The following is a 25,560-nucleotide window of genomic DNA, read 5'->3' on the forward strand; positions in this document are numbered from 1 at the left end:
GACCGCTACCCCTGCGTGGTCTGCGATCACTGCCTGAGCCGTACCACCTACCACGCCGGGCGCCGGGGCACCGGTTTCAACACCGATTTCGGTGGCGGGATGATCTCCTGCTACGCGGACCACGACCCTGTGGTCAGTCGCCGACAAACCACAGATACCGGTGTGACTCCTGCTCGATGACCTCGCACAGCTCGCGGGCCTGCCCGACGGATCCCTGATTACCCCAGTGGGCGGTCGGAGCGAAGCGGACTGAGGTGCCACTCGGATCGATGATGTCGAGGAGGCGGCAACTCGCCCGTCTGCCTCATCAAGTGATGGCGCACTACTCTAGATGTGATGGCCCAGTAGTCTGCGGGTGTGGAGGCAGGACACAGTTTGCCATTCTGACAACTCCGCGTTTCTCAGGTCGAGGCGAATGGGCGGAGCGTGCTGTGAGCCGGCTCGATACAGGAGGTCGATGGCTGTGAACCAATTGGAAAGTGCGACATCGCCTTACCTGCGTCAGCATGCCGACAATCCGGTCGACTGGCGGCAATGGGACGCCGATGCCTTGGCGGAGGCGGCGGCCAGGGATGTACCGATTCTCCTGTCCGTAGGGTATGCAAGTTGCCACTGGTGCCACGTGATGGCGCACGAGTCCTTCGAGGACGAGGCGACTGCGGCGCTGATGAACGAGAACTTCGTGTGCGTGAAGGTGGATAGGGAAGAGCGGCCCGATCTGGACGCGGTCTACATGAACGCCACGGTGGCCATGACCGGTCAGGGCGGCTGGCCGATGACGTGCTTCCTCACCGCGGACGGTGAACCGTTCTACTGCGGCACCTACTACCCGAAGCTGCCCCGTGGCGGCATGCCGTCGTTCACCCAATTGCTCGCCGCGATCACCGACACCTGGCTCAACCGGCGCGACGAGGTGAACAAGGCGTCCGCGCAGGTGACCGAGGCGCTGCGGGCGCAGGCGGCCGGGCTGCCCGGCGGCGATTTCAGCGTCACCGCCGAACTGCTCGACCATGCGGTGGCCGCGGTGCTGCGCGAGGTGGACGATAAGCACGGCGGTTTCGGTGGTGCGCCGAAGTTCCCGCCGTCGGCGCTGCTGGAGGGGTTGCTGCGAAGCTGGGAGCGCACCGGTGATCCCGCGGTGTTCGAGGCGGTGTCCCACACCGCAGAAGCGATGGCTCGTGGCGGCATCTACGACCAGCTGCGCGGCGGCTTCGCGCGCTATTCCGTCGACGATGCCTGGCTGGTACCACATTTCGAGAAGATGCTCTACGACAACGCCCAATTGTTGCGCGCCTACGCGCATCTGGCGCGCCAGATCGGATTGGCGTCGGGCGAAACGGTCCTCGCGTGGCCGCTCGCGTTGCGCATCACGGAGGAGACCGCAGGCTTCCTGCTCGATGATCTCGGCACCGAACAGGGCGGTTTCGCCTCCGCGCTGGATGCCGACACCCACCTGGAGCCGGGCGGGCCGGGGATCGAGGGCGCCACCTATGTATGGACACCCGCCGAACTGATCGGCGAGCTCGGACCCACCGACGGTGCCTGGGCCGCAGAGGTTTTCGGAGTAACCACTGCGGGCAACTTCGAGCAGGGCACCTCGATCCTCACCCGATACACCGATCCCGACGCTATCAGGGCCGCGGTGCCGGTCGATCCGGATGCCCCCGCCCGCTTCGAGCGCATTCGAACCACGCTGCGCGCCGCCCGCGACCGCCGCCCGCAGCCTGCGCGCGACGACAAAGTGGTAACCGCATGGAACGGGATGGCCATCACTGCGCTTGCCGAAGCGGGAGCTGCGCACGGCCGCCCCGATTGGGTTGCGGCTGCGGCGCATTGCGCACGCTATCTGCTCGGCCGGCACGTCGTCGATGACCGGGTGCTGCGCGCCTCGCTCGGTGGCGTCGCCGGAACAGCACCCGGGGTGCTGGAGGACTACGCATGGCTGGCTGTCGGGCTGCTCGCCCTGCACCAAGCCACCGGTGAACCGAGCTGGCTCGCCGACGCACAACGCCTGCTGGACAAGGCCATCGAGCACTTCGCCGACCCGGCGGCGCCGGGCAGCTGGTTCGACACCGCCGACGACGCGGAAATCCTGGTCACCCGCCCGCGCGACCCGATCGACGGCGCCACCCCGGCGGGCGCCTCCGCGCTCGCCGAAGCACTCCTGACCGCAAGCGCCGCAAGCGATCCGATCCGCGCGGTGCGCTACCGCGAGCTGGCCGACCAGACCCTCACCCGAGGCGCGGTGGTGCTCGCTCGCGCACCACGCTCGGCGGGGCAATGGTTGACAGTCGCCGAGGCGGCGCTGCGCGGTCCGCTCCAGGTTGCGATCGTCGGTCCGAGCGGTGCATACCTCGGCGGCGGCGAATTGTCGCTCGATGCGCCGGGCGCACTCGAGTTTCAGGAAGAGCGGAGATTGCTCTCGGTCGCACGGGAATCGGCCCCTGGCGGCTCGATAATCGTTGCGGGCGAACCGGACTCGGTGCCGCTGCTGGCCGACCGCCCCCTGGTCGACGGCGCGGTCGCGGTGTACGTGTGTCGCGGCTCGGTTTGCGACCTCCCGGTCAGGACCGCTACGGACGTGCAGGCGGCCCTGGGCAGGCAGTGAACGAAGTCAGGGCTTTTCGCCCCGTGTGCGACTCGTGGTGACCGCGTCGGACCCGGCTGCCCGCGCGTGGAGCGCGTCGGACTCGTCTTCCGTTGCCGGCGTGCGGATCTCGGAGATCGGACTGCGATCGGCCGTCGGGTCCGTGCTGTCGCCCGGCGCCGCGGCGACCGCGTGGCTTTCCTTGGTCTCCGGTGCCGTGCAGCGGATTTCGGTGACCGCACTCACCGGTGTGGCGCCATCCGTGGCGATCGTCGCCGCGGTGTGTTCGGTGCCGGCGGCGGGTTGGCCGGTGCTGCCCGTGGGGTCGATATCGGTCCAGCAGGCGGTGGGTTCCTTCATGCCGCGCAGCCGGATCGATTCGTACAGGGTCCATTCGGCCCTCTCGTGGTCCGCGGCGGCTTCGATCACTGTGCCGCTCACCAGGATTCGGCGGGGGACCTCCTTGGCCTCGGTCGTCAGCCGTGCGGCCTCGTTGACCGCGTCGCCGATGACGGTGTATTCCAGCCGGGTATCGGAACCCACGTCGCCCGCGAAGACCAGGCCGAGGGCGACGCCGATCCCGATATCCAGTTCACCGGCGGCGACCACTTCGTCGCGGATCCGGCGGGCGGCCCGCAGAGCCGGGGTTGCGTTGTCCCGCAACGCGATCGGTGCGCCGAAGATGCACAGTGCCGCATCGCCCTCGAACTTGTTGACCAGACCGTTGTTCGCCTCGGTCGCCGCGACCACCGTCGAGAGCAGCCGGTTGAGCTTGGCGACGAACTCCTGCGGCGGCAGCCCGGTGGAGAGTTCCACGGAGCCGATGACATCCACGAACAGTGCCGCAACCACGCGCACATCGCCGGTCAGATCGACGCCACGGGCCAGGGCCCGTTCGGCGACTTCCGTCCCGACATGCCTGCCGAACACCTCTCGCATCCGCATCCGTTCGCGCAGATTCGTGGCGAGCTCGTTGACCGAATGTTCGAGCCGCCCGATCTCGCTCGCGCTGCCGATCGGCACGCGCACATCCAGCTCACCATGGGTGATCCGGTCCAACGCCCGGCGCAGCATCCGCAGCGGCGCGGCTACGGCGCGGGCCAGCGTCGCGGTGGCGAGCGCGCCGACGCCGATCCCGACCGCGGCGACGTAGATGCCGGTGCGGATGCGGTCGGACGCACCGGACACCGGGTCGGCGAGCACCACGATGAGCATCAACAGCGGCATCGCCCCCGAAACCGCCCAGGTGAGCACGACGCGGACGAATACCGTTGAGCTCCAATGCATTGTCGCGCCGAGCACGGCGGTAACGATCGGAATGGTCGGTCGGATCAGCCGATCGACGATCAGGAAGGTCAATGCCGCCGATTCGAATCCGCCGAGGACGAACATCGCCATCATGACGGCGAGGTCGTGCTGCGGGGTTACCCGCGATAACGCCGCGGCAGAGATGATCACACCGGGCAGCCACAGGGCAAGGGCGCGCGTGGTGATGGCGATCGGCAGCCGCAGCAGGCGGCGGGCCTCTTCCGGTGTGGGTTTGCGCCCGTCGTCGAGCCAGCCGAAGTACAAGGTCCGGTCGCGGATCGCGAGTGCGATACCGGCGAGGAATCCGACCGCCGGATAGACAGCCACCAGCGCCATGGCGCGCACGGTGTCGGGGCCGAGCCGGTGGAAGAAGCCGCTGAGCCACAGCTCGGTGACGATAACGGCGAGACCACTGAGGTTGCAGGTGATGACGACCGCAGCCAGACCCCAGCGGGCCCGCAGTGCCCAGACGACCAGCTTGGCGATCACCGGTTTCGCGAACCTTCTCCGAGGGGTGTCGGCAGCCACCAGTTCCAGGTGCCGAACAGCTTCATCAGCGCGGGCACCAGGATCAGCCGCACCAGCGCGGCATCGATGGCGACAGCGACGGCCAGCGCCAGTCCGATCTGCTTCAGCTCCAGCACGCTCGCGGTGAGGAAGCTGCCGAAGATGACGACCATGATCGCGGCGGCTGCGCTGATCGGCCGTGCCGTGTGCTGTAGCCCTGCGGCGACCGCGTGCTCGTTGTCGGCGGCGGTGCGCGGACTGTCCTCCCAGAACTCTTTGATCCGCCGGATCAGGAACACCTCGTAATCCATAGACAGTCCGAACAGCATGGCGAACACCATGATCGGCAGGAATACCTGGATGAACCCGGTGCTCTGGAACCCGAGCAGCGACTCACCGATACCCCATTGGAACACCGCGACGGTGATACCGAGGGCGGCTCCGGTGGCCAGCAGATTCATCACGATCGCCTTCACCGGCAGCACGATGCTGCGGAAGGCAGCGACGAGGAACACGAACGAGCAGCATAGAACCAGTGCGACCACCAACGGCAGTTTCCTGGTGATCTCGTCGGACATGTCGGCGAATTCGGCGGTCACGCCACCGACCACCACCTGCGAATCCGGCAGCCCCGCGGCATCGGCGCGGATATCCCCGACCAGCGCGGTGGCTTCGGGCGAATCGAACGGCGTCTCGGCGATCACTGTCGCGAAGATTCGCCCATCGCGCTGGAACGGCAGCACCCGGTCGATGCGCTCGTCGTGGCCGAGCTCGGTCAGGAAGGTCTGCACCTGTCCGGCCGCGTCGGCGGACAGTGCCGTGTCGTCGGGGCCGGTCGCGATGAGCGTGATCGGCGCCAGCAATCCTGGCGCGAAATTGTCCGTGGCGATGGCACCGGCCTTCCCGGAGTCGGTCTCGCTCAAGGCCGCGGTGCCCATGTCGACGCCGTAGCGCACTCCAGCGAGTGGTGCCGCGGCCAGCAGCAGAACCAGCGTGGCGGCGATGCCGAACAGCGCGGGTCGTGCCATCACGGTCCGGCTCCAGCGAGCCCACCGGCCGGTGGCTGGATCGACGGCGTCCGCGCCCGCCCGTGTCTCCAGCGGCTGCCAGCGGGCTGGGAGCGCGCCGCGATTCACCCGCGGACCCAGCAGCGCCAACAGCGCGGGCAGCAGCGTCAACGCCACGGTGAGCGTCGCGATGACCGCGACCACAACGCCGACCGCGATTCCGCGAAACACGGGCGCGCGTACCACCATCAGCGAGCACAGCGAGATCATCACGATCAGCCCGGAGGCGACGATTGTCTTGCCCGCGGTGGCGACGGCTACGCCGCAGGCATGCGCGATGGCCGCCGGCGAGGCGCTGGGTGGCTGCTTGGCGAGTTCTTCTCGGAACCGGCTGGCCACGAACATCGCATAGTCCAATCCGATGCCCGTGCCGATCATGGTCGCGACCGCGAGCATCAGGGAACTGGTGCTCATCACATGCGATATCAGGAAAAGTCCGCCGAATGCGAGCAGCAGCCCGCTCAGCGCCACCGCGACCGGCACGAGCGCGGCGACAACGGTGCCGAGGGCCACGATCAGGAGCACGAACGCGACCGGCAAACCGACCGCTTCGGCCCGGCTGGAATCGGCGACCTCGATTTCCATCAGATCGCGCAGTCCGGGGGAGAACCCGGCGAGGCCGACGGTGACCTCGTCGCCGGAGTGGTGGCCCGCTAGTTCCTGGAGCTCGGCGGACAGCGCGGCGCGCGTCGGGATATCGCCGTCGATCCCGATGATCGCCAGCGCGGCATGCCTGGACGCGGAGATCTGGGACTTCTGGTCGCCCTGGAATGGACCGAGAGCGATCCGGACACCCGCAACGTCACCCACATCCTCGACCGCTCGTTCGATGAGGGCTCGGTACTGTGCGTCGTCCACCGTCCGCTGTGCCGAATAGAACACCAGCGCAAGCTCTTCGGCGCCGAGATCTGGATAGTGCGCGGCGAGCAGCTCGCCGGCCCGTGTCGATTCCACATTGTCGGCGTGGAATTCGGCGGCCTCCAGCCTGCCGTCGAGTTTCGGGTAGGCGATCGCGCAGGCGACGATGACCAACAGCCAGAGCACCGCGATCGGACGGCGGTAGTGCGCCACGGCCACGCCCCAGCGATAGGCCAACCGCTGTTCCGGTGGCCGAGCCGTGGCCGGCTTATCGCTGTGGATCGTCTGTTGTGCCATCGTCTGCCGCCCCGAATCGAGTTCCCTCGTATCCGACTGTATTGCCGAAACCGAGGGAATGGGACGGTCGCATTGTTCACTTCGCCCGTTGCGGCCGGTCAGCGCAAGACGACCAGCCAGATTGCGACATAGTGACACAGTGCCGCCAGCACGGTCGCGGCGTGGAAGAACTCGTGATGGCCGAATACCGCGGGCCACGGATTGGGCCATTTGGTGGCGTAGAGGATCGCACCGCCGCTGTAGACGAGCCCGCCGATCAACAACAGGATCAGCGGCGCGATGCCGACCTGCGAGTTCAGCTGCCCGGCGACCGGGACGATGGCCCAGCCGAGCAGCAGATACAGCGGCACACCGACCCAGCGCGGTGCCGTCGGCCACAGCAGTTTCAGCGCGACGCCCGCGAGCGCGCCGATCCAGACCACCAGCAGCAGGGTCTGTCCGGTCCGCCCCGGCAGTCCGAGTAGGGCGAACGGGGTGTAGCTGCCGGCGATGAACAGGAAGATCATCGAGTGGTCCGCGCGCTTCATCCGGATGCGCGCCTTCGCGGTCGGCCAGGTCACCCGGTGGTAGACGGCGCTGATCCCGAACAGTCCGCACACTGTCAGCCCGTAGACCAGTGTCGACCAGCCTGCCGTCGCCGAGATGGTCGCGGCCGTGGCGACCAGGGCGATGACCGCGATTGCCGCGATGCCGACGGCCCAGGTGTGGATCCAGCCGCGCAGCCGCGGCTTGCCGAGCGCCGCCGCCAAGGATTCGCCTGCCGTGCCCGGGGTCGTGCTGGATGCCGCGTCGGCGGCGACCGATTCGGACACCAGTTACCTCCAGTTTGTACCGTCCAGTAACCTACGGGACCGTAAGTTATGGCTCTCCGTTACTGTACGGGATTCGCGGTCGCTGCCGGGATCCTGCCGGTGAGGCGTACTGTAGGTCGCCGTGGAGTTTCCGAGTCGGGTGCGTGGTTTGCCATACCGCATCTACGAGGCGCGGCTGTCCAAGCAGCTGGCCGGCAAACAACATCCCCGGCATGTCGCGGTGATGTGCGATGGTAATCGGCGCTGGGCGCGGGAGAACGGTTTCACCGATGTCAGCCACGGGCATCGAGTCGGTGCGCTGAAGATCGCCGAACTGGTCGGCTGGTGTGCCGCCGAGGGCATCGAGATGGTCACCGTCTACCTGCTCTCGACCGAGAACCTACAGCGCGATCCCGACGAACTGGAGACCCTCTTCGAGGTGATCACCGATGTCGTCGAGGAACTATCGGATCCGGAACAGAACTGGAGCGTGCGCATCGTCGGCTCGCTCGACGGATTCCCCGAGCTGATCGCCAAGCGGCTGCGCACCGCTGCCGAACGCACCAGCGGTCGAGACGGGGTGCATGTGAACGTGGCCGTCGGATACGGCGGTAGGCAGGAGATCGCCGACGCGGTCCGTAAGCTGGTCCGTCAGGAGATGGCGGCGGGCGAGACCGGCGAGGATCTGGTGCAGTCGATCACCGTCAACGCCATCGGCCAGCACCTGTACACCTCCGGCCAACCGGATCCCGATCTGGTCATCCGGACCTCCGGTGAGCAGCGACTTTCCGGGTTTCTCCTATGGCAGAGCGCATACTCGGAAATATGGTTCACCGAGGCGTACTGGCCGGAGTTTCGGCGGGTGGATTTCCTGCGCGCACTGCGCGATTTCGCCGCCAGGCATCGCCGCTTCGGGGTCTGAGCACTCGATCGCGGCGTGAATCGGGTTCCGCCTCGCCGCTTCTCGCGTACCGTGCGGTCTTATGAGTGCGTACGACGATGGGCCGGGCGGGCCACGCGAATTCGCGCTCGACGAGACGGCAGGGCAGCACCGTGATCCGGTGTCCTACGTCAGTTACGAGGAATTCGGCAGGCGCTTCCTGGAATACGCCGCCTCCGAAGCACGCATCGTCGGCGCCTTCGGTCAATTGGCCGGTGCGGCATTCGATTTCGGCCCGATCGGAGTCGGGCCCGGTCACCTTGTCAAGGCCAGTGCCCAGGTCCAGCTCGGACAGCCGCGGGTGCGTCGCGGCGTCGACGAGTACATCTCCTTCGAGCTGAGCATCCCGCTGAGCGTCGACATGCTCATCGACCTGGCAGTCGACCGGCATCGCTTCCAGGTCGAGGGCTATATCCACCTGCACCTGACCGCACGCACAGCGCAGCCGCTTCGGGTGATCATCGACATCGCCGAGCCGCGTCCGAGCGACGTCCGCATCAACGTCGCCACCGCCACCAAGCGCGGCCAGCTCTTGCGCATCCTCGCCAGCGTCGACCACGAGATTCGTCGTTTCGTCGCCCGCTACATCGCCAAGGAGATTCGCAAACCGCACATCATCGCTGCCTGCGATATCGACGTCGCCGCCCGGCTCGACGCGGCCTGGAAACTCTAGCGACCGGCTGGTACACCGATCGGGTTACAGCTTGCGCAGGCGCAGCCGGTTGATGGTGTGGTCGGCATCCTTGCGCAGCACCAGGGTGGCCCGGGGGCGGGTCGGCAAGATGTTGTCGACCAGGTTGGGGCGGTTGGTGGAATTCCAGATCTCCTGTGCGGTGGTGGTCGCCTGCTCGTCGGTGAATCCGGAGTAGTGGTGGAAGTGTGCGTTCGGGTCGGCGAATGCGGTTTCCCGGAGCGTGAGAAACCTTTGCACATACCACTTCTCGATGTCCTCGATGCGGGCGTCGACATAGATCGAGAAGTCGAACAGGTCCGAGACCATCAGTCGCGGACCTGTTTGCAGGACGTTGAGGCCTTCCACAATGAGAATGTCCGGCTGCCGCACGCAGTGCAATTTATCGGGGATGATGTCGTAGGAGATATGCGAATACACCGGTGCGCACACTTCCGGTGCGCCGGATTTCACCTCGGTGACGAAGCGCAGAAGTTTACGGCGGTCGTAGCTTTCCGGAAAACCCTTGCGATGCATGATGCCGCGCCGGGTCAGTTCGGCTGTGGGGTAGAGGAATCCGTCGGTTGTGACCAAATCCACACGCGGGTGGTGATCCCAGCGGGCGAGCAACGCTTGCAACACGCGTGCCGTGGTGGATTTGCCGACCGCGACACTGCCCGCGACGCCGATGACAAAGGGTACCTGCTGGTCGGGATGCTTCTCGCCGAGGAAGGTCGCCGTCGCGGCGAAAAGCCGCTGACGTGCGGCAACCTGCAGGTGGATCAGTCGAGCGAGCGGCAGATAGACCTCGGCGACCTCTTCGAGGTCGATCTGTTCGCCGAGGCCGCGAAGCCCGATCAGTTCTTCCTCGGTGAGCACGAGTGGAGTCGACTTCCGCAGCGTGCGCCACTGTTTCCGGTCGAATTCCACATACGGACTCGGCTCGCTCATTCGTGCCACTTACCCGACGCTCCTGTTAGGCAAACACGCACACATAACGTGGCGCCGCTGTGAGATTCGGTCTAGCTCTGGCCGCATAGCCGAATTCTGCTCTGCGTCAACAGCGTGCGAAAAGCGGGGTGCCACTACCCGATGGTAACCGGGTCGATACCGGTGCTGACAGCGGCTAATGTCGGGCGGCATGGAAGCGCATCCGCTCGTGACGGAGTACCTGCGACTCGGTTTGGCCTTCGACCGGTTGGAGGAAGGTTTCGTCGACGCCTATACCGGTGATCCGGCGCTGCGTCGCGAGGTCGAGAACGCACCCGCACCGGAACCGCGTGCGCTGGCTCGCCGGGCCGCAGCGCTGCGCGCCGAACTGCCCGCCGCGGGACTCGCGCCGGAGCGGACCGAGTTCCTCGACGTGCACCTACGCGCGCTGGAATGTTCCGGTCGCAAGTTCGCCGGCGACGAGATCGGATTCGTCGAGGAGGTGCGTGCCTACTTCGATGTCGACATCGCGCCCGACGACGAGGCGGCCTACCGTGACGCGCACCGGCAGATGGACGAGGTGCTGGCCGGCGAAGGATCGCTGGCCGAGCGGGTCGCCGCCCATCGTAAGGCCGACGAGATTCCGCCGGAACGGCTACGCGCCTGTGTCGAAGAGTTCTCCGGCGCATTGCGTGAACTCGTGCGTGCGCGTTATCCGCTGCCCGACAACGAGCACGTCACCTATGAGGTGGTCGGCGACAAGCCCTGGTCCGGGTTCAACTATTACCTGGGCAACTACCAGTCGACGGTGGCGATCAACTCCGATCTCAAACAGCACATGGCGAACCTGCCGCACCTCATCGCGCACGAGTCCTACCCGGGCCATCACACCGAGCACTGCCGCAAGGAGGCCGGCCTGGTTGCGGCAGGCCAGGCCGAGCAGACGCTGTTCCTGGTGAACACGCCGCAGTGCCTTATGGCGGAAGGTCTCGCCGATCTCGCGCTCGGTGCGATCGTCGGACCTGGCTGGGGGAAATGGGCGCAGGAGATATACGCCGATCTCGGCCTGCGCTTCGATGGTGAGCGCGCCGAACGCCTGGCGACCGCGTCGAGCAAGTTGCTCGGCGTGCGACAAGACGCCGCGCTGCTGCTGCACGACCGGCACCACGACGCAGACGAGGTCGCGCAGTTTCTGCAGCGCTGGAACCTGATCACCCCCGAGCGTGCCCGCCAGTCGCTGCGGTTCCTGTCCTCACCGCTGTGGCGGGCCTACATCAGCACCTATGTGGAGGGCTATCGCCTATTGGGCGGCTGGCTCGATCGCGCATCGACCTCCGATGACCGAGTCGAACGCTTCCGCCGTCTCCTCGACGAACCGCTCACCCCCGGCGCGGTGCGCGCGATGTGACCCGATAATCCGCACATCCTCCCCACGACGCAACCGGACACTCACCACACGGGTGCCCGGTTGCCACAAGGGTGAGCGGACCGCACGGGGTGCGGCTGCGTCGAGATCGGGCAGTGATCGATCGGATGCCGGGACCAAGAAGGTCCGAGAACGCAACTACAGCCAGTCCGCACGCTGGAAGCCGTGTGGACTGGCTGTGGTTGCGTTCCAAGCATTTTCGGTGGCGAGGGTAGTCGAATGGTGGTTGGTTCGGGGGCGGGAGCCGCCATTTCACTACGCTCGTGCCGCTCGTGGCCTCGGGCGGGTGGGGGTCAGTGGAAGATGACGCAGGTGGTGGTGGCATGTGCGACGAGGCGGCCCTTGTCGTCGACGACGCGGCCCTCGGCGGTGGCGGTGGTGCGGCCGACGTGGATGGTGGTGCCAGTCGCGGTGAGTCGCCTGCCGTCGGTCGGGACCGAGCGGATGTAGTTGACCTTCAATTCGAGCGTCGTGTAGCCGACCCCGGGGTCCAGCGTGGTGTGCACGGCGCAGCCCATCACCGAATCCAGCAGCGTCGCGCAGATGCCGCCGTGCGTGGTGCCGAGCGGGTTGGCGAAATCCGGTCGGGTCTCGAGGCCGAAGACCACCTTGCCGTGTTCGAGCAGGTCGACCTCCATGCCGAGCAGATCGCCGATGAACCGCGGCCGGCCCGCCATCGTCATTGCCGTCCGCAGCAGCTCCAGCCCCGACAGCTCGGTGAAATCTATCTCCGGGGCGGCCGTGGTTTCCGAACTCATGGGTTCCATCCTTTCGATGAACCGATCGGTCCACATCTGTCATGATTGGAACATGAACCGATCGGTTCACGCAACTGTGAGGAGGACACCGATGACCGCAGGCCCGCGCGCCCGGCTGATCGAGAGCGCCATCGAGCTGGTCCGCGAACAGGGCGTGCACGCCGCCGGGCTCGCCGCGCTGCTCGACCGCAGCAATGCCTCACGCAACTCGCTCTACCAGCACTTTCCCGCCGGAAAGAGCGAACTGGTCGAGACCGCGACCAAGATCGCCGGTGACCGTATGACCTCCGTCATCGATAAGGTCACCGCCGCAGGCCCGCCCGAACAGTGGCTCGCCGCACTGGTCGGCTGGTGGAAGCAGACCCTCGAACAGAGCGCGTTCACCGCGGGCTGTCCCATCGTCGGCGCCGCGCTCGCCGAATCCGAGCCCCGCGTGCAAGCCGCCGCAGGTGCGGCACTCGGCGACTGGGCCGACCACCTCGCCACCGCCTTCACCGGCAGCGGCATACCCCCGGCCCGAGCCGCATCACTGGCGAGCTTCGTCGTCAGCGCGATCGAAGGCGCGATCGTCCAATCCCGCGCCCGCAAATCCACCACGCCCCTCGACGAGGCACAGGAACATCTCGTGGCCCTCCTATCCGCCACAACTCCGGCCTGACTCGAGACACGGCTCGGCGAGTGACACATGGCTGTCGCGAATGTCGAGACGGACGCACAGCGGTGTGCTGCTCGGCGATGTTTCGGCCTGAGCGAACCCCCTGGCGGTGGGCGTATACGGGGGCCAATAGACTGATGCGGTGACGCAGACGACCGCCTCTGTCAATACTCAGTCTCTCGGTGAGCTCGATCCGGAGCTTGCTGCCGCGATGGCAGGCGAACTCGCCCGCGAACGCGACACCCTCGAGATGATCGCCTCCGAGAACTTCGTGCCGCGCGCCGTGCTGCAGGCACAGGGCAGCGTGCTCACCAACAAGTACGCCGAGGGCTACCCGGGCCGTCGCTACTACGGTGGCTGCGAGCACGTCGACGTGGTCGAGACCCTCGCCCGCGATCGCGCCAAGGAGCTCTTCGGCGCCGAATTCGCCAATGTGCAGCCGCATTCCGGCGCGCAGGCGAACGCGGCGGTGCTGATGGCGCTGATGGATCCGGGCGACAAGCTGCTCGGCCTCGACCTCGCGCACGGCGGACACCTCACCCACGGCATGCGGCTGAACTTCTCCGGCAAGCTGTATGAGGTGCACTCCTACGGGGTCAGCAAGGAAGACCACCGCATCGATATGGACGAGCTGCGCAAGACCGCGCTCGCCGCGCGGCCGAAGGTCATCGTGGCAGGCTGGTCGGCCTACCCGCGCCACCAGGATTTCGCCGCCTTCCGTGAGATCGCCGACGAGGTCGGGGCCTACCTGTGGGTGGACATGGCGCACTTCGCCGGTCTGGTCGCCGCGGGTCTGCACCCCTCGCCCGTGCCGTATGCCGATGTGGTGTCCTCCACCGTGCACAAGACCCTCGGCGGTCCGCGCTCGGGCCTGATCCTGGCCAAGCAGGAGTACGCGAAGAAGCTCAACAGCGCGGTGTTCCCCGGCCAGCAGGGCGGCCCGCTCATGCACGTGATCGCCGCGAAGGCCGTAGCCTTCAAGATCGCGGGCGGCGCCGAGTTCAAGGACCGCCAGGAGCGCACCCTGTCCGGCGCGAAGATCCTCGCCGAGCGCCTCGGCGGCGCCGACGTCAAGGACAAGGGCATCAGCGTCCTCACCGGCGGTACCGACGTGCACCTGGTGCTGGTCGACCTGCGCAACTCCGAACTCGACGGCCAGCAGGGCGAGGATCTGCTGCACGAAATCGGAATCACGGTGAACCGCAACGCTGTTCCGTTCGATCCGCGCCCGCCGATGGTCACCTCTGGTCTGCGCATCGGCACCGCCGCCCTGGCCACCCGTGGCTTCGGCGATGCCGAGTTCACCGAGGTCGCCGACATCATCGCCACCGCGCTCGCCGGCGGCTCCGACACGGAATCGCTGCGCGCCCGCGTCGTCAAGCTGGCCCGCGACCTCCCGCTGTACCAGGGCCTGGAGGACTGGAACCTGCTCGGCTGAGCCGACCCGCTCCGACCAACGTCTCCGCACACCATTCGAGGTGTGCGGGGACGTTTTTCATGGATGCACCGACGAGATGACCTGTGCCGGAACGGAAGTTGCTGTGCTACCGCACCAGCGGACGCAGCGTGCGGCCGGCGAGTTCGACGATGCCGGGCTCGTGGCCGTTCACTGCGCCGGGCAGCTGTCCAGCATCTCGCCGAGCGCGTCGCGTTCGGGCGGGGTGACGTGCAGGCCGTAGCGGGCCTTAACACCGACCCAGCGTCTGGCGTACTCGCACCAGTACTCGTGGCGGGGCGGCCGCCACCGGTCCGGACTCTTGCTGCCCTTGTCGCGATTGGCCTGTTTCTGCACCACAACCAGGTTGTCGATGTCATTGGCGAGGCGCTCGCGCCGATCCGTGGGCCAATCCCATGCTCCCGAACGCCACGCGTCACCGAGTGGGACAACATGGTCGATCTCGAGGTCGGAGGCCTTGAAGCGGTTGTAGGGCAATGGTGTACCGGTGTAGGGATCGTCCAACCTGCCGGACAACACCATGCACCGATCGCGATCGGCCATCCGCACCTCGTGCAGGTCTCGGCGCAGCACCGCATCCCGTGCGGTGCATCCGTCCGACTGCACCGGTTCGCCGCCGTGGCCTGCCCAACCGGGACCGAATGCGTTGCGGGCGTAGCTCTCCCAATGCTCGTTGCGCCCCACGGTCAGGCTGTTCAGCAGTGCCCGCGCGGATCCGGGACCGGGCGGGAACGACGCTGCTGAGGAGGGCCGAGGACTCGGCGAACCCACCGCCGACCGTGTCGAGTCGCGATGGGTGATCCAGAGCGCGGCAGCGGCAGCGGCCACGCACAACAGCAGCGCCAGCGTGGCCACGGCGCTGCGCAGGAACCGTCGCGGCCTGCTCCGGCCTGGCGGCCGCCGAGTCGCTATGCGGGCAGGATAATCCCCGGCAAACGTACGGACACCAGGGTGCGCAGGGCGTCGCAGGTCCCTAACCGTCTAGCCGCGCTTTGCCGCGAATGATGGACTCGTCCAGGTAGCGGGTGATATCCGTGCTGGTTGCCGGCCGGATCATGAGGGCACGGTTGGCGGGAATCTCGCAGTAGCGGCCCTCCGTCGTATCGATCCAGCGCAGCTTGCCGGTCCGGATCGGCGCGCCGTTGCGTGCGCCGAGCAACACAACGGCAGAACCTCTGGTGTCGTAGGGCAGACGCCAGAAGCGCCGGTAGCGTTCCTTGACCGCGCGCGAGGGCGCATTGGCGAACGGGTCCGGACGGTCGTCGTTGAGATCGTCGAGCAGGTAGCTCTTTTCGGCCGCGGTACCCGCAGGCGGGTCCGGCAGTAGCCGAACCAGTTCGGTAGCGAGCTGGTCGACGCGGCAGCGGCGCAAGCGCACCTTGCCACCGTCGGGGCCGGGCGCCTGCACGGCGATGACGCCGGGGCCGCCGCGGGTCGCGCACCCAATGGCCCGAATCTCCGCCGACTCGCGGGCATTGTCGATGCCGAATAGTTCGATGCGCCAATCGGGTCGGGCCAGCACACCGAGCGCACGCCGGAGGTGGATGTGGTCCTCGTGCGCCAGTTCCGCGCGGAACTGCTGCTGATACGCCTGATACTCGTTGCGGCCGGGGAAGCGGCTGGTGAACCGGAACGGAAAAGGTAAACGGTCCATGCCGGTTCCGAACCACGCGGCCGCGAACTGCTCGGCCGTGAGCAACCATTGCGCCATCACTCGGCCCCGAGCACCGGCGGGACGGTCCGCTCGACCGGGCCGAGAAGTTCCGCGGCGTGCTCCTCCGAGCGCAGGTAGCTGGGCGAGTCGTGCTCGCCGTCGGTCCCTCGTGCCCGGGTGCGCGGCGGGACCATGTTCGAATAGCCTGCTCCGACTGTGGCACCGGGACGACCGGCGGGGCCGGCGACAGGCTGTGTCCCCGGCGTTCCCGCCGTCGGGCCCGGCTGGCCGGGGACCGACGTGCCTGGTCGAGGTTCGCCGCTGTAGACCGGTGCCGCGGTGGGCGAGCTCGGTGTCGTCGGCCGGCTCGGGATGCCGTCGAGCGCGACCGGCGCGACCGGCGTGTACGCGGTCGGGACCGTTGCCGGATACGAGGCAGGGCCGAGTGTCGAGGGCATGGCCGGTCTCGTAGAGGTGGGTGTGGTGCCTGCTGGAATGGTGGGCGCGCCGTTCTGCCCGCTCGATGCGGGCGAGACTTGCCGCGGAGTCTCTGCTTCCGGATTCCTTTGCTGTTCCGATTCGGACTGCAAGGCCGGTGTGTCCTGCTCGCCCGGTGTGTCCTGCTCTGCCGGTGCGTCGTGATCTGTGGGTTGGTCTCCAGCTGCCGGCTTGTCCGTGGGTTTGTCCGGCGCGGCGGGCTCGTCGTGGCCGGTCGGATTGTCGTGCTCGGTCCCGCTCTGCGTGCCGGGTTTGCCCGATCCGGTGCCGTTCGGACTGCCGGGTTGCGCGCCGGCGTCCACACCGCCGATACCACCTGGATTCACACCGGCGGGTCGCACCGGCGGTGGCAGCGTCGGAATGTCCGGGGCAGTATTCCCATACGGTTGGATGTACAGCGTGTTCATATCGTCGCGGGCCTGCTCTTCGGCGGTGTTCCGGGCCGCAGGATCGGTTGTGGTTCCGGAACTTTCGATCACCTCGGGCACTGCGGCCTTGAACCGCGCTGCCGCGCCTGCCGCCGCCGAGAGCGGCTGGGACTGCTGATCCAGCGCCTGCCCGAGCTCACTCATCCGCGCGGTGAACTGCCGGATGCCACGCACGGCGCTGTCCGCGGCGGCACCCTCCCAATCCTGGTCGGCCGCTTGCTGAATGGCCGCCTCGAATTGTTCCCCGGCCTTGGTCACCGCCGCGGCGATGGCCGACCAGGCTTCGAGGGCGCCGTCGAGCCCGGCCGGGTTCATCTGAACCGACGCCTTTTTGATCTCTGCGTGCGAAAAGTTCTGCGCGTTCTCGGGATTGGTGATCGCGCGGCCGTCGGTTGGTCTCATGACCGGCCCTCCGCCCTTCCGTCAGTGCCGTCTTGACCCTATAGACGCGCCCGACCCTGCCCCGGTTCCATCGAAACACACCCCTGCCCTCCGGTGCTAGCCACGCCGCGGCGGATTCGCACCGTCGGACCGGTTCAGTTCGCAACGGACTGGGTGACCAGAGCCGGGTAGTCCCGCAGGTCGATGTTGTTCGCCGCGCTGTCGCTGTACTTCATCATGAGCGTGAACATCCGCGAGTTCATGAACCAATTGCGCATCTTGATGCCGCGCGCGGTCTTCGGCGCGAGGAACGCACCCGCATTGCTGTTGCCCGCGAGCTTGGTGTAGCGGCGCATGATCTCGTCGTAGTTGGCGAAGGCGGTGGTGTGATCGTCGGTGACGGCGAGTTCGCCTGCGATGACATAGGCGCCGACGATCGCGAGTCCGGTTCCGAAGCCGCCCAGGGTGTTTCCGTAGGCCGAGTCGCCGACCAGCGCGACCCGTCCCTTGGTGTAACCGGCCTTCTTCATGTCCACCTTGCTGATCGAATCGAGAAAGACGTCCTCGAACGCGTCGATTTCGGTGAGCATGCGCGGCAGTTCCCAGCCGATGTCGGCATAGGTCTGCTTGATGACCCGCTGCTGGTCCGCGGTGCTGTTGCGGTCGTAGTCGAGTTCCTCGGCGGCGAACATGTAGAGCTGCTGCGCTTTCGAGCCGCCGCTGACCGCGAGCCTGCCCGGTGTGTTGTGCGCATACGCGGTCGCGCGGTCGCGCGGCCCGTCGGCGTCGAGGCTCCACGGGCTCGCACCCGCGACGCAGTAGTAGTGGCCCAGGTGCTTGACGAAGTCCTTTTCCGGTCCGAAGGCCAATTTCCGTACCCGCGAATGGATTCCGTCGGCGCCGAACACCAGGTCGAAGGTGCGCGCCGGGCCGCGCTCGAACTCGACGAACACACCGTCGGTGGTGTCGGTGAGTGTGCTGATCGAGTCACCGAAGAGGTACTCGCATTCGTCGGCGGTCTTCTTGTACATGATCGCCGCGAGGTCACCGCGCAGGATTTCCACGTCGCCGCCGGTGAAGTCGCCGGACATGACGCCGAGTTCTTTGCCTGCTTCGTCGACGAACACCATGTCGGTCGTGCCGGTGCGCTGCTGCTGGATATCGTCCCAGATCCCCATCCGCTCGAGCACGATGCGGTGCGTCTCGCCCTTGAAGTCGATGGCCTGACCACCGGTCCGCAGCGTAGGTGCCCGCTCGACCACGGTGACGGCGAATCCGTAGCGGTTCAGCCAGTAGGCGAGGGCGGGACCGGCAACGCTGGCGCCGGAGATGAGGACGGTCTTGTTTCGCATAAAAACTCCTATATTCCGCGTCCCATGGAATCTGTTTCCATCGGACACGAATGAGAGTATGGTAGACACAGTTCCGGGTCAAGCCGTATCTCCGGAAGGATGTGGTGATGCCATCACCTACCGCTGTCGAGCTGCTATGGGGAACCCAGCAGCGACCAAAGCGTGGACCGAAGCCCTCGCTGTCACTGAATGGGATCGTCGCCGAGGCTATCGCCCTCGCTGATGCCGAAGGCCTGGCAAACCTGTCCATGCAGCGTCTGGCCGAGCGCCTCGGCTACACCAAGATGTCGCTGTATCGCTACGTGCCGGGCAAGGCCGAGCTCACCGCGCTGATGCTCGACGCGGCCCTCGGCACACCGCCGGATATGGCAGCGATCCAAGCGGATTCGGTCGAGCAGCGCTGGCGCATCGGCCTGCGCCGGTGGGCGGAGACGATCTTCGAGAAGTACAACGCGCACCCGTGGTCGCTCGAACTCTCCGTGGGAGTGCGTCCGTTCGGGCCCAACGAGTTGTTGTGGATGGAGGCCGCGCTGCAGGTGTTGGCGGGCACCGGCCTGACCGGAGCCGAACGCCTCGACATCATGGTGCTGCTGAACGGTCACGTCCGCAGCCTCGCGCAGCAATCGATGACGGTGGGTAAAGAGGGACTGGAACAACAGCTGATGCGCGAGCTCGGGGAGGTCATGGCCGCCGCGGGCGATCGTTACCCCGAGACAGTCGCGGCCTTCGCCGAGCAAGCTGTCGTCGGTGCCTCCGAACCAGGGGCCGGCCGTGACAATGCGCTGAACTTCGGCATCGACCGCATCCTGGACGGACTCGCCGTCTTCATCGCAGACCGGCGCTGATCCGCCCGGAGCCGACCCGCGCGGCATACAGTCGGAACATGTCCGATCAGACCGAATTGACAGAAGACGCGATCATCACCGTGCGCGAATTCTTCGCCGCGCTGGAAATGGGCGCGGTGGAGGAGGCGCTGGAGCTTCTGCACCCCGACCTCGTCTGGAAGAACTCCACGCTGCCCGATGTCGGCGGCGGTCTGGCCCGGCGCATCCTGCGCGGTCTGCACCGGGACCAGTTCGGCTTCGCCGTCGAGATGCATCACATTGCGGCCGAGGACGACAACGTGGTGCTCACCGACCGCACCGACATCCTGCGGTTCGGTCCGGTGCACGTGGCGTTCTGGGTCGCGGGCACCTTCGAACTGCGCGAGGGCCGGATCATCCTGTGGGACGACCACTTCAGCTGGGAGAACTTCCTGCGCGGCACCGCTGTCGGGCTGTGGCGCGCGGTGTTCCCGCGCGGCTGAGCCGGGAACTAGGAGTGCTCGATGAGGTACTCCAGGTAGAACGGGCGCAACACCTCGGCGACTTCGCCGTCGCCCGCGTGGACGTAGTCATCGATCATCGGGACGACGTACTTGATGTCGGCCGCGCTCTGGCCGAGGTTGCCCGCCGCAGCCTCGGCAGCGGGGATCGAGGTGAGCAATCGCCACAGGTACTTCACGTCTCCGTGGCGCACCGCCAGTTTTATCGCCCTGTCGTGCAACTCCTTGGACGACAGCTTCTCCAGATCCTCGTAACCGGCCATGTCTGCGACTCTAACCCCTGGGCGCCGGATGTTCCCGTGAGCTCGGGTTAACGACAAATTCACGGACACGCCTACCAGTCCGGGAGCGAGGAATCTCGGTCGGCGGTAGCGTCGGTGGTGCGGGTCGCGTCGGTGTGACTCGCACGGGAGGTCCTGACCGTGACTGAGCTATTCAGTACGAGGGGGCCGGCACCCGGCCCTCGTGGCATCTGACTCACGTCGGATCCCATCAGGACGGACCGGTCCAGCGAGATCGTCTGTGCGGGTGCCGCGCGGACACAAAGGAGCCCACCGTGACTGCTGCACGCTCCGTTCCCGCTCCCTCGGCGCATTCCCGCTCCGCGAAAAATAAGGATTCCGCCGCTGTCTCTTCGGACACCAAGGGGGCCCGCCCCATGCATTCCCACAGTTCCGGTGCCAGGACCTTTGTGATCGACACTTCGGTGTTGCTGTCGGATCCCTGGGCTTTCACCAGGTTCGGCGAGCACGATGTCGTCCTACCGCTGGTTGTCATCAGCGAGCTCGAAGGCAAACGACACCATCACGAACTGGGCTGGTTCGCGCGGGAAGCCCTGCGCAACCTGGACGATCTACGCCTGCAGCACGGCAGGCTGGATCAGCAGGTGCCGATCGGCACCGAGGGTGGAACGCTGCAGGTGGAACTGAACCACACCGACCCAGCGGTACTTCCGGTCGGGTTCCGCACCGACACCAATGATTCCCGAATCCTGGCCTGTGCCCTCAATCTCGCGGCGGAGGGCCGCGCCGTGGTGCTGGTCTCCAAGGACATTCCATTGCGCGTCAAGGCGAGTGCGGTGGGATTGCAGGCCGATGAGTACCACGCCCAGGACGTGGTCACCTCCGGCTGGTCCGGGACGGTAGAGCTAGATGTCAACTCCGCTCAGATCGACCGGCTGTACTCCGAGAGTGTGATCGATCTGGATGATGCCAAGGAACTGCCGTGCCACACCGGAATTCGGCTGCTCGGCTCCAGCTCCAGCGCGCTCGGCCGGGTGACGCCCGACAAACGAGTGCAGTTGGTGCGCGAGCGCGAGGCGTTCGGATTGCATGGCCGCTCGGCCGAGCAGCGCATCGCCCTCGATCTGCTGCTCGACGAGAGCATCGGCATCATCTCGCTCGGTGGCCGAGCGGGCACCGGCAAGTCGGCGCTGGCGCTCACCGCGGGTTTGGAGGCGGTGCTCGAGCGCCGCGCCCAGCGCAAGGTGGTGGTGTTCCGGCCGCTGTATGCCGTGGGTGGACAGGACCTCGGCTACCTGCCCGGCTCCGAGAGCGAGAAGATGGGCCCGTGGGCACAGGCCGTCTTCGACACCCTCGACGGGTTGGCGAGTCGCGAGGTGATGGAGGAGGTGCTCAGCCGCGACATGCTGGAGGTATTGCCGCTCACCCACATTCGCGGTCGTTCGCTGCACGATTCGTTCGTGATCGTGGACGAGGCGCAATCGCTGGAACGCAATGTGCTGCTCACCGTGCTCAGCCGACTGGGCACGGGATCACGGGTGGTGCTCACCCACGATGTGGCACAGCGCGACAACCTGCGCGTCGGCAGGCACGACGGTGTCGCCGCGGTGATCGAAAAGCTCAAGGGGCACCCGCTTTTCGCGCACATCACCCTCACCCGTAGCGAGCGGTCGCCGATCGCCGCGCTGGTGACCGAGATGCTGGAGGAGTACGGCCCGAGCGCATAGCCCGGCAAACCCCGTGCGGCGCCTGAGTAGTCAGCAACTATTCAGGGTGTGTTTCACCTCACAATCGAATGGGTAGTATCCGCCGCGATACGTGTTCAGCAACGACCCGGCGAGTCGGTCATCGATTCGCCGGGTCGTTGCCGGACAGCGGCCTAGGCTACGGCCGACGTCACCGCGTCTGCGGTGTCGCCGGTAGCCACTTTCGAGAGGATGGAAATGCACCACTTCGCTCGACGAACGGCTGGACTCACCGCGGTGCTCGCGGCAGGCGCATTGCTGCTTGCCGCGGGCTGCAGCAAGGATGACGACAAAGACTCGAAGCCCGCTTCGGAGACGACCACCTCGATGCCCATGGAGCACATGGAGGAGCACACCGCGGGCGCCGCGGATGAAACCAAGATCGCTACGCAGGGTGGCGACATCGCCGTTGCCGGTGAGATCCTCGAAAAGTACACCGCGACAGGTGGTCCGACCGGTCCGCTCGGTGCCCCGCTGGAGGCACTGGAGACTGCGCCCAACGACGGTAAGTACCAGGACTTCACCGGCGGCACCATCTTCTGGAGCAAGGACACCGGCTCGCACATCGTGTGGGGCGAGATTCGCAAGGCGTGGGAAGACAACGGCGGCGCCAACGGCAAGCTCGGCTACCCGACCAGCGACGAGCAGGACATCGAGGGCGGCAAGGAGAGCGATTTCAGCGGGGGCACGATCACGTGGGTGGACGGCAAGACTACAGTCACGCCCAAGGCCTGATCGGCCGCGGCGTCCGGGGCCGTGCGCGCACGTTGCCGGACGCCGGTCTCCATCCCCTGTTTCTCATTGTCGATGCCCGCACCGCGGGCCCAGCAGCTAGGTTGTGTGAGTGCAAAATCTCTTGACCGACCGCGAGCTTCTGCAAGCGCTTGCGGACGAGGTGGAACTGAATCTGCGTCGTCATATCGAAGCCGCAGACGGCTGGCAGCCGCACGACTACGTGCCGTGGGACGATGGCCGGAACTTCGGCTTCCTCGGCGGCATCGATTGGGAGCCGGAGCAATCAGAGCTCAGCGAGACCGCCAAGCTGGCGTTGACCGTCAGCGTGCTGATCGCCGACAACCTGCCCTCGTACCACCGTGAGATCGGCAAGTACCTGCGCACCGGTTCGTGGTGGCGCTGGGTCGGCCGGTGGACGGCCGAGGAAAACCGCCACGAGATCATGATCCGCAACTACCTCATGGTCACCCGCTCGGTCGATCCGATCGAGTTGGAGCGGTTGCGGATGGACCACATGACCAAGGGCTTCCGCCGTCCTGCGCTGCACCTGCTCGACGTGCTTGCCACCTGCGCGTTCGAGGAATCGGCCGCCGCGATCCGGCATCGCAACACCGCGGCCCTCCGCGAGAACAAGATGGTCACCCTCATGGCCGAGCGCATTGCGGCCGACGACGAGTTGCAGTCTGTCCTTTTCGCCAACCTGATCGCTGCCGCCTTCGACATCGCGCCCGATCAGACGATGCGTGCCATCGCCGACAGTGTGGCGAGCTTCCACGTGCCGACGGTGACGCTGCCCGACGGGCGCAGCAGCGACGACCTGCTGGCCGACGCGGGCATCTACGACCGGGCCAAGGAGGGCGAGCTGGTTTTCGCTCCGCTGCTGGCCCGGTGGAACGTGTTCGAACGGACCGATCTCGGTGACGAAGGCGAAAAGGCTCGTGCCGAGCTCGCGCATCTGCGTGCCGAGTCGCTTGCCTGATTCGGGCTGTCGCGGATAACGCGAATGAATTGCCGCCGGCCGGTGCACGGACACGTGCACCGGCCGGTTTTTTTGTGGCGCTGAGGGGCTATTCGCTGGCGGACGCTTGCTGTCCGTCCTTCACCTTCGCCATCGACAACACGTCGAGTCGGCGGTCGAGTTCTTGCTCTGTCAGCTTTTCGTCGATGAGGCCACGGTCGATGACCGTCTGCCGAATCGTCTTACGCTGTTTCAGCGCCTCTTTCGCGACGGCAGCCGCCTCTTCGTAGCCGATCGCCGAATTCAGCGGCGTCACGATGGACGGGGACGATTCGGCCAGGGTGCGCAGGTGGTCCTCGTTCGCGACCAGGCCACGGATGCATTTGTCGGCGAACAGCCGGGAGACATTGGCGAGCAAGCGGATCGACTCCAGCAGATTGCGTGCCATCACCGGGATGTAGACGTTCAGTTCGAACGCACCGCTCGCGCCGGAGAACGCGACGGTCGCATCGTTGCCGATCACCTGCGCGGCGACCTGCGTAACCGCCTCGGGCAGTACCGGATTCACCTTGCCCGGCATGATCGAGCTGCCGGGCTGCAGATCGGGCAGCTGCAGTTCACCGAGGCCGGTGAGCGGGCCGGAACCCATCCAGCGGATATCGTTGGCGATCTTGGTGAGACTGACCGCGACAGTGCGCAGCGCGCCGGAAGCCTCGACAAGGCCATCGCGCGCGGCCTGCGCCTCGAAGTGATCCTCGGCCTCCGACAGTGCATCGAGGCCGGTCGAGCGCACCAGTTCCGCAACGACTTTCGTGCCGAAACCGTCCGGTGCATTCAGGCCGGTGCCGACCGCGGTGCCGCCGATGGGCAGCTCACCCAAGCGCGGCAGCACCGCCATGATGCGCTCGATACCCGCCGCGACCTGGCGGGTGTAGCCGCCGAATTCCTGGCCGAGGGTGACCGGTACCGCGTCCATCAGATGGGTGCGCCCGGACTTCACCACCGTGCGCCATTCGGTCGACTTGTCCAGCAGCGCAAGCCGCAAATGATCCAGCGCCGGGATCAGATCTTTGATGGCGCCCTCGGTGGCGGCCAGATGCGTTGCGGTGGGGAAGGTGTCGTTGGACGACTGGGACATGTTCACGTCGTCGTTGGGGTGCACGATGACGCCGTTGGCCTTGGCGATCGAGGCGATCACCTCATTGGCGTTCATATTCGAGCTGGTGCCGGAACCGGTCTGGAAGACATCGATCGGGAACTGGTCGTCATGCTTGCCCTCGGCGATCTCCACGGCCGCGGCGATGATCGCGTCGGCCTTGGTGGCATCGAGCAGACCCAGATCGCGGTTCACCTCGGCGCACGCTGCCTTCAACAGGCCGAGCGCGCGAATCTGCGCACGCTCCAGGCCGCGTCCGCTGATCGGAAAGTTCTCCACGGCCCGTTGGGTCTGCGCCCGCCACAACGCATGCACGGGTACTCGGACCTCGCCCATCGTGTCATGTTCGATGCGGTATTGCGTCTCCTCGGTCGTCATAAAATCGACCCTAGCTGTGTTTGATTTGCAGCGCCTTCGGCGTTGCGTGTTCGCGGCCCCCTTAGGCTCGCGTCCGAGCGGCCGAGACTCGCGCCTGCGGCGCATGCGCTTCGGCCGCTCGGACGCGAGCCGGGCCGCGAACTCTAGTGCTCGATCTCGCTGCGCTCGAAAGGCGTCATCGTGCCGAGTGGGGGCGTTGATAGCTGGGCTTGCGACTTTGGTCGATGCGCGTTGGTTGTTCTGGAGGTGGGACGGGCCGCGAACGCTGGCGCTGGGACTTGCTGCGCTCGGAAAGGTGTCATCGTGCCGAGTGGGGGCGTTGTGGCTGAGTTTGCGACTTTGGTTGATGCGCGTCGGTTGTTCTGGAGGTGGGACGGGCCGCGAACGCTGGCGCTGGGACTTGCTGCGCTCGGAAAGGTGTCATCGTGCCGAGTGGGGGCGTTGTGGCTGAGTTTGCGA

22 protein-coding genes are annotated in these 25,560 nt (G+C 66.5%); 11 read left to right on the forward strand and 11 right to left on the reverse strand.

All coding sequences use genetic code 11. The annotated features are described in order from the left end of the window. The first annotated feature begins 457 nt into the window (after nucleotides 1–457). Complete coding sequence (locus ACLMAL_RS06985) at nucleotides 458–2,608, forward strand: thioredoxin domain-containing protein (RefSeq protein ID WP_411998325.1); 2,151 nt, start codon at nucleotides 458–460, stop codon at nucleotides 2,606–2,608. A gap of 6 nt (nucleotides 2,609–2,614) precedes the next feature. On the opposite strand, the gene ACLMAL_RS06990 is transcribed toward ACLMAL_RS06985, so the two are convergent. The 3 genes from ACLMAL_RS06990 to trhA all read right to left on the reverse strand — a co-directional run bounded on the left by ACLMAL_RS06990 (nucleotide 2,615) and on the right by trhA (nucleotide 7,373). Beyond that, nucleotides 2,615–4,384: an adenylate/guanylate cyclase domain-containing protein gene (locus tag ACLMAL_RS06990; RefSeq protein WP_411998326.1), complete on the reverse strand. Its 1,770-nt coding sequence runs from the start codon at nucleotides 4,382–4,384 to the stop codon at nucleotides 2,615–2,617. Continuing rightward, a complete protein-coding gene (locus tag ACLMAL_RS06995) occupies nucleotides 4,381–6,624 on the reverse strand; it encodes an MMPL family transporter (protein WP_411998327.1) in 2,244 nt (747 codons plus the stop codon). Before ACLMAL_RS06995 ends, ACLMAL_RS06990 begins: the two co-directional genes overlap by 4 nt. Before the next feature lie 98 nt (nucleotides 6,625–6,722). Further along, entirely contained in the window at nucleotides 6,723–7,373 is a 651-nt protein-coding gene (gene trhA, locus ACLMAL_RS07000) for a PAQR family membrane homeostasis protein TrhA (RefSeq protein WP_411998442.1), read from the reverse strand. 184 nt (nucleotides 7,374–7,557) lie between these two features. Here trhA and ACLMAL_RS07005 point away from each other — a divergent pair, with 184 nt between their 5' ends. Beyond that, nucleotides 7,558–8,337 carry an isoprenyl transferase gene (locus ACLMAL_RS07005; RefSeq protein WP_328405915.1) on the forward strand — a complete coding sequence of 260 codons (780 nt, stop codon included), beginning with the start codon at nucleotides 7,558–7,560 and terminating at the stop codon, nucleotides 8,335–8,337. A gap of 61 nt (nucleotides 8,338–8,398) precedes the next feature. Then, nucleotides 8,399–9,028 (forward strand): hypothetical protein, encoded by a 630-nt coding sequence (locus tag ACLMAL_RS07010; RefSeq protein ID WP_411998328.1) that lies wholly within the window; start codon nucleotides 8,399–8,401, stop codon nucleotides 9,026–9,028. A 24-nt stretch (nucleotides 9,029–9,052) separates the two neighbouring features. Here ACLMAL_RS07010 and coaA read toward each other — a convergent pair whose 3' ends face one another. Continuing rightward, entirely contained in the window at nucleotides 9,053–9,985 is a 933-nt protein-coding gene (gene coaA, locus ACLMAL_RS07015; RefSeq protein WP_328405911.1) for a type I pantothenate kinase, read from the reverse strand. Between the two features lie 181 nt (nucleotides 9,986–10,166). Here coaA and ACLMAL_RS07020 point away from each other — a divergent pair, with 181 nt between their 5' ends. Beyond that, on the forward strand, nucleotides 10,167–11,363 hold the full coding sequence (locus tag ACLMAL_RS07020; RefSeq protein ID WP_411998329.1) for a DUF885 domain-containing protein: 1,197 nt from the start codon (nucleotides 10,167–10,169) through the stop codon (nucleotides 11,361–11,363). A 311-nt stretch (nucleotides 11,364–11,674) separates the two neighbouring features. Here ACLMAL_RS07020 and ACLMAL_RS07025 read toward each other — a convergent pair whose 3' ends face one another. Then, nucleotides 11,675–12,139, reverse strand: a complete 465-nt coding sequence (locus ACLMAL_RS07025) for a PaaI family thioesterase (RefSeq protein WP_411998330.1) — start codon at nucleotides 12,137–12,139, stop codon at nucleotides 11,675–11,677. Nucleotides 12,140–12,230: 91 nt separating this feature from the next. Between ACLMAL_RS07025 and ACLMAL_RS07030 the strand changes: the two genes are divergently transcribed. After that, nucleotides 12,231–12,797 (forward strand): TetR/AcrR family transcriptional regulator, encoded by a 567-nt coding sequence (locus tag ACLMAL_RS07030; protein WP_411998331.1) that lies wholly within the window; start codon nucleotides 12,231–12,233, stop codon nucleotides 12,795–12,797. 139 nt (nucleotides 12,798–12,936) lie between these two features. Next, complete coding sequence (gene glyA, locus ACLMAL_RS07035) at nucleotides 12,937–14,232, forward strand: serine hydroxymethyltransferase (RefSeq protein WP_411998332.1); 1,296 nt, start codon at nucleotides 12,937–12,939, stop codon at nucleotides 14,230–14,232. A gap of 168 nt (nucleotides 14,233–14,400) precedes the next feature. Here glyA and ACLMAL_RS07040 read toward each other — a convergent pair whose 3' ends face one another. The 4 genes from ACLMAL_RS07040 to ACLMAL_RS07055 form a co-directional block, all read right to left on the reverse strand. Beyond that, nucleotides 14,401–15,105, reverse strand: coding sequence for an HNH endonuclease family protein (locus ACLMAL_RS07040; RefSeq protein WP_411998333.1), 705 nt, complete (start codon nucleotides 15,103–15,105; stop codon nucleotides 14,401–14,403). Nucleotides 15,106–15,223: 118 nt separating this feature from the next. Further along, nucleotides 15,224–15,961: an ESX secretion-associated protein EspG gene (locus ACLMAL_RS07045; RefSeq protein ID WP_411998334.1), complete on the reverse strand. Its 738-nt coding sequence runs from the start codon at nucleotides 15,959–15,961 to the stop codon at nucleotides 15,224–15,226. Further along, the gene (locus ACLMAL_RS07050; protein WP_411998335.1) at nucleotides 15,961–17,232 is read right to left on the reverse strand and encodes a hypothetical protein; all 1,272 of its coding nucleotides are present in this window, start codon (nucleotides 17,230–17,232) and stop codon (nucleotides 15,961–15,963) included. Before ACLMAL_RS07050 ends, ACLMAL_RS07045 begins: the two co-directional genes overlap by 1 nt. A gap of 134 nt (nucleotides 17,233–17,366) precedes the next feature. Beyond that, the gene (locus ACLMAL_RS07055; protein ID WP_411998336.1) at nucleotides 17,367–18,563 is read right to left on the reverse strand and encodes an FAD-dependent monooxygenase; all 1,197 of its coding nucleotides are present in this window, start codon (nucleotides 18,561–18,563) and stop codon (nucleotides 17,367–17,369) included. Between the two features lie 107 nt (nucleotides 18,564–18,670). On the opposite strand from ACLMAL_RS07055, the gene ACLMAL_RS07060 reads away from it, so the two are divergent. Further along, the gene (locus ACLMAL_RS07060) at nucleotides 18,671–19,408 is read left to right on the forward strand and encodes a TetR/AcrR family transcriptional regulator (protein WP_411998337.1); all 738 of its coding nucleotides are present in this window, start codon (nucleotides 18,671–18,673) and stop codon (nucleotides 19,406–19,408) included. 38 nt (nucleotides 19,409–19,446) lie between these two features. After that, nucleotides 19,447–19,869: a limonene-1,2-epoxide hydrolase family protein gene (locus tag ACLMAL_RS07065; protein WP_411998338.1), complete on the forward strand. Its 423-nt coding sequence runs from the start codon at nucleotides 19,447–19,449 to the stop codon at nucleotides 19,867–19,869. Between the two features lie 8 nt (nucleotides 19,870–19,877). Here ACLMAL_RS07065 and ACLMAL_RS07070 read toward each other — a convergent pair whose 3' ends face one another. Then, nucleotides 19,878–20,150 carry a hypothetical protein gene (locus tag ACLMAL_RS07070; protein ID WP_328405888.1) on the reverse strand — a complete coding sequence of 91 codons (273 nt, stop codon included), beginning with the start codon at nucleotides 20,148–20,150 and terminating at the stop codon, nucleotides 19,878–19,880. Between the two features lie 293 nt (nucleotides 20,151–20,443). On the opposite strand from ACLMAL_RS07070, the gene ACLMAL_RS07075 reads away from it, so the two are divergent. The 3 genes from ACLMAL_RS07075 to ACLMAL_RS07085 all read left to right on the forward strand — a co-directional run bounded on the left by ACLMAL_RS07075 (nucleotide 20,444) and on the right by ACLMAL_RS07085 (nucleotide 23,588). Beyond that, complete coding sequence (locus ACLMAL_RS07075; RefSeq protein ID WP_411998339.1) at nucleotides 20,444–21,856, forward strand: PhoH family protein; 1,413 nt, start codon at nucleotides 20,444–20,446, stop codon at nucleotides 21,854–21,856. 216 nt (nucleotides 21,857–22,072) lie between these two features. Further along, the gene (locus ACLMAL_RS07080) at nucleotides 22,073–22,609 is read left to right on the forward strand and encodes an esterase (RefSeq protein ID WP_328405884.1); all 537 of its coding nucleotides are present in this window, start codon (nucleotides 22,073–22,075) and stop codon (nucleotides 22,607–22,609) included. A gap of 109 nt (nucleotides 22,610–22,718) precedes the next feature. After that, nucleotides 22,719–23,588: an acyl-ACP desaturase gene (locus ACLMAL_RS07085; protein WP_328405882.1), complete on the forward strand. Its 870-nt coding sequence runs from the start codon at nucleotides 22,719–22,721 to the stop codon at nucleotides 23,586–23,588. An 88-nt stretch (nucleotides 23,589–23,676) separates the two neighbouring features. Here the strand turns inward: ACLMAL_RS07085 and ACLMAL_RS07090 are convergent, their stop codons facing one another. After that, nucleotides 23,677–25,101: a class II fumarate hydratase gene (locus ACLMAL_RS07090; RefSeq protein ID WP_328405880.1), complete on the reverse strand. Its 1,425-nt coding sequence runs from the start codon at nucleotides 25,099–25,101 to the stop codon at nucleotides 23,677–23,679. Nucleotides 25,102–25,560: the final 459 nt, after the last annotated feature.

Source organism: Nocardia sp. CWNU-33, assembly GCF_046764895.1.
Taxonomy (GTDB): Bacteria; Actinomycetota; Actinomycetes; order Mycobacteriales; family Mycobacteriaceae; genus Nocardia.

What these genes read in the sequence shown, in the direction of transcription:
- ACLMAL_RS07070 (WP_328405888.1), bottom strand. Translation starts at nt 20,150, where the DNA reads ATGGCCGGTTACGAGGATCTGGAGAAGCTGTCGTCCAAGGAGTTGCAC.
- ACLMAL_RS07025 (WP_411998330.1), bottom strand. Translation starts at nt 12,139, where the DNA reads ATGAGTTCGGAAACCACGGCCGCCCCGGAGATAGATTTCACCGAGCTG.
- ACLMAL_RS07060 (WP_411998337.1), top strand. Translation starts at nt 18,671, where the DNA reads ATGCCATCACCTACCGCTGTCGAGCTGCTATGGGGAACCCAGCAGCGA.
- ACLMAL_RS07045 (WP_411998334.1), bottom strand. Translation starts at nt 15,961, where the DNA reads ATGGCGCAATGGTTGCTCACGGCCGAGCAGTTCGCGGCCGCGTGGTTC.
- ACLMAL_RS07055 (WP_411998336.1), bottom strand. Translation starts at nt 18,563, where the DNA reads ATGCGAAACAAGACCGTCCTCATCTCCGGCGCCAGCGTTGCCGGTCCC.
- ACLMAL_RS07030 (WP_411998331.1), top strand. Translation starts at nt 12,231, where the DNA reads ATGACCGCAGGCCCGCGCGCCCGGCTGATCGAGAGCGCCATCGAGCTG.
- ACLMAL_RS07065 (WP_411998338.1), top strand. Translation starts at nt 19,447, where the DNA reads ATGTCCGATCAGACCGAATTGACAGAAGACGCGATCATCACCGTGCGC.
- ACLMAL_RS07080 (WP_328405884.1), top strand. Translation starts at nt 22,073, where the DNA reads ATGCACCACTTCGCTCGACGAACGGCTGGACTCACCGCGGTGCTCGCG.
- ACLMAL_RS06985 (WP_411998325.1), top strand. Translation starts at nt 458, where the DNA reads ATGGCTGTGAACCAATTGGAAAGTGCGACATCGCCTTACCTGCGTCAG.
- ACLMAL_RS06995 (WP_411998327.1), bottom strand. Translation starts at nt 6,624, where the DNA reads ATGGCACAACAGACGATCCACAGCGATAAGCCGGCCACGGCTCGGCCA.
- ACLMAL_RS07020 (WP_411998329.1), top strand. Translation starts at nt 10,167, where the DNA reads ATGGAAGCGCATCCGCTCGTGACGGAGTACCTGCGACTCGGTTTGGCC.
- ACLMAL_RS07050 (WP_411998335.1), bottom strand. Translation starts at nt 17,232, where the DNA reads ATGAGACCAACCGACGGCCGCGCGATCACCAATCCCGAGAACGCGCAG.
- ACLMAL_RS07090 (WP_328405880.1), bottom strand. Translation starts at nt 25,101, where the DNA reads ATGACGACCGAGGAGACGCAATACCGCATCGAACATGACACGATGGGC.
- ACLMAL_RS07010 (WP_411998328.1), top strand. Translation starts at nt 8,399, where the DNA reads ATGAGTGCGTACGACGATGGGCCGGGCGGGCCACGCGAATTCGCGCTC.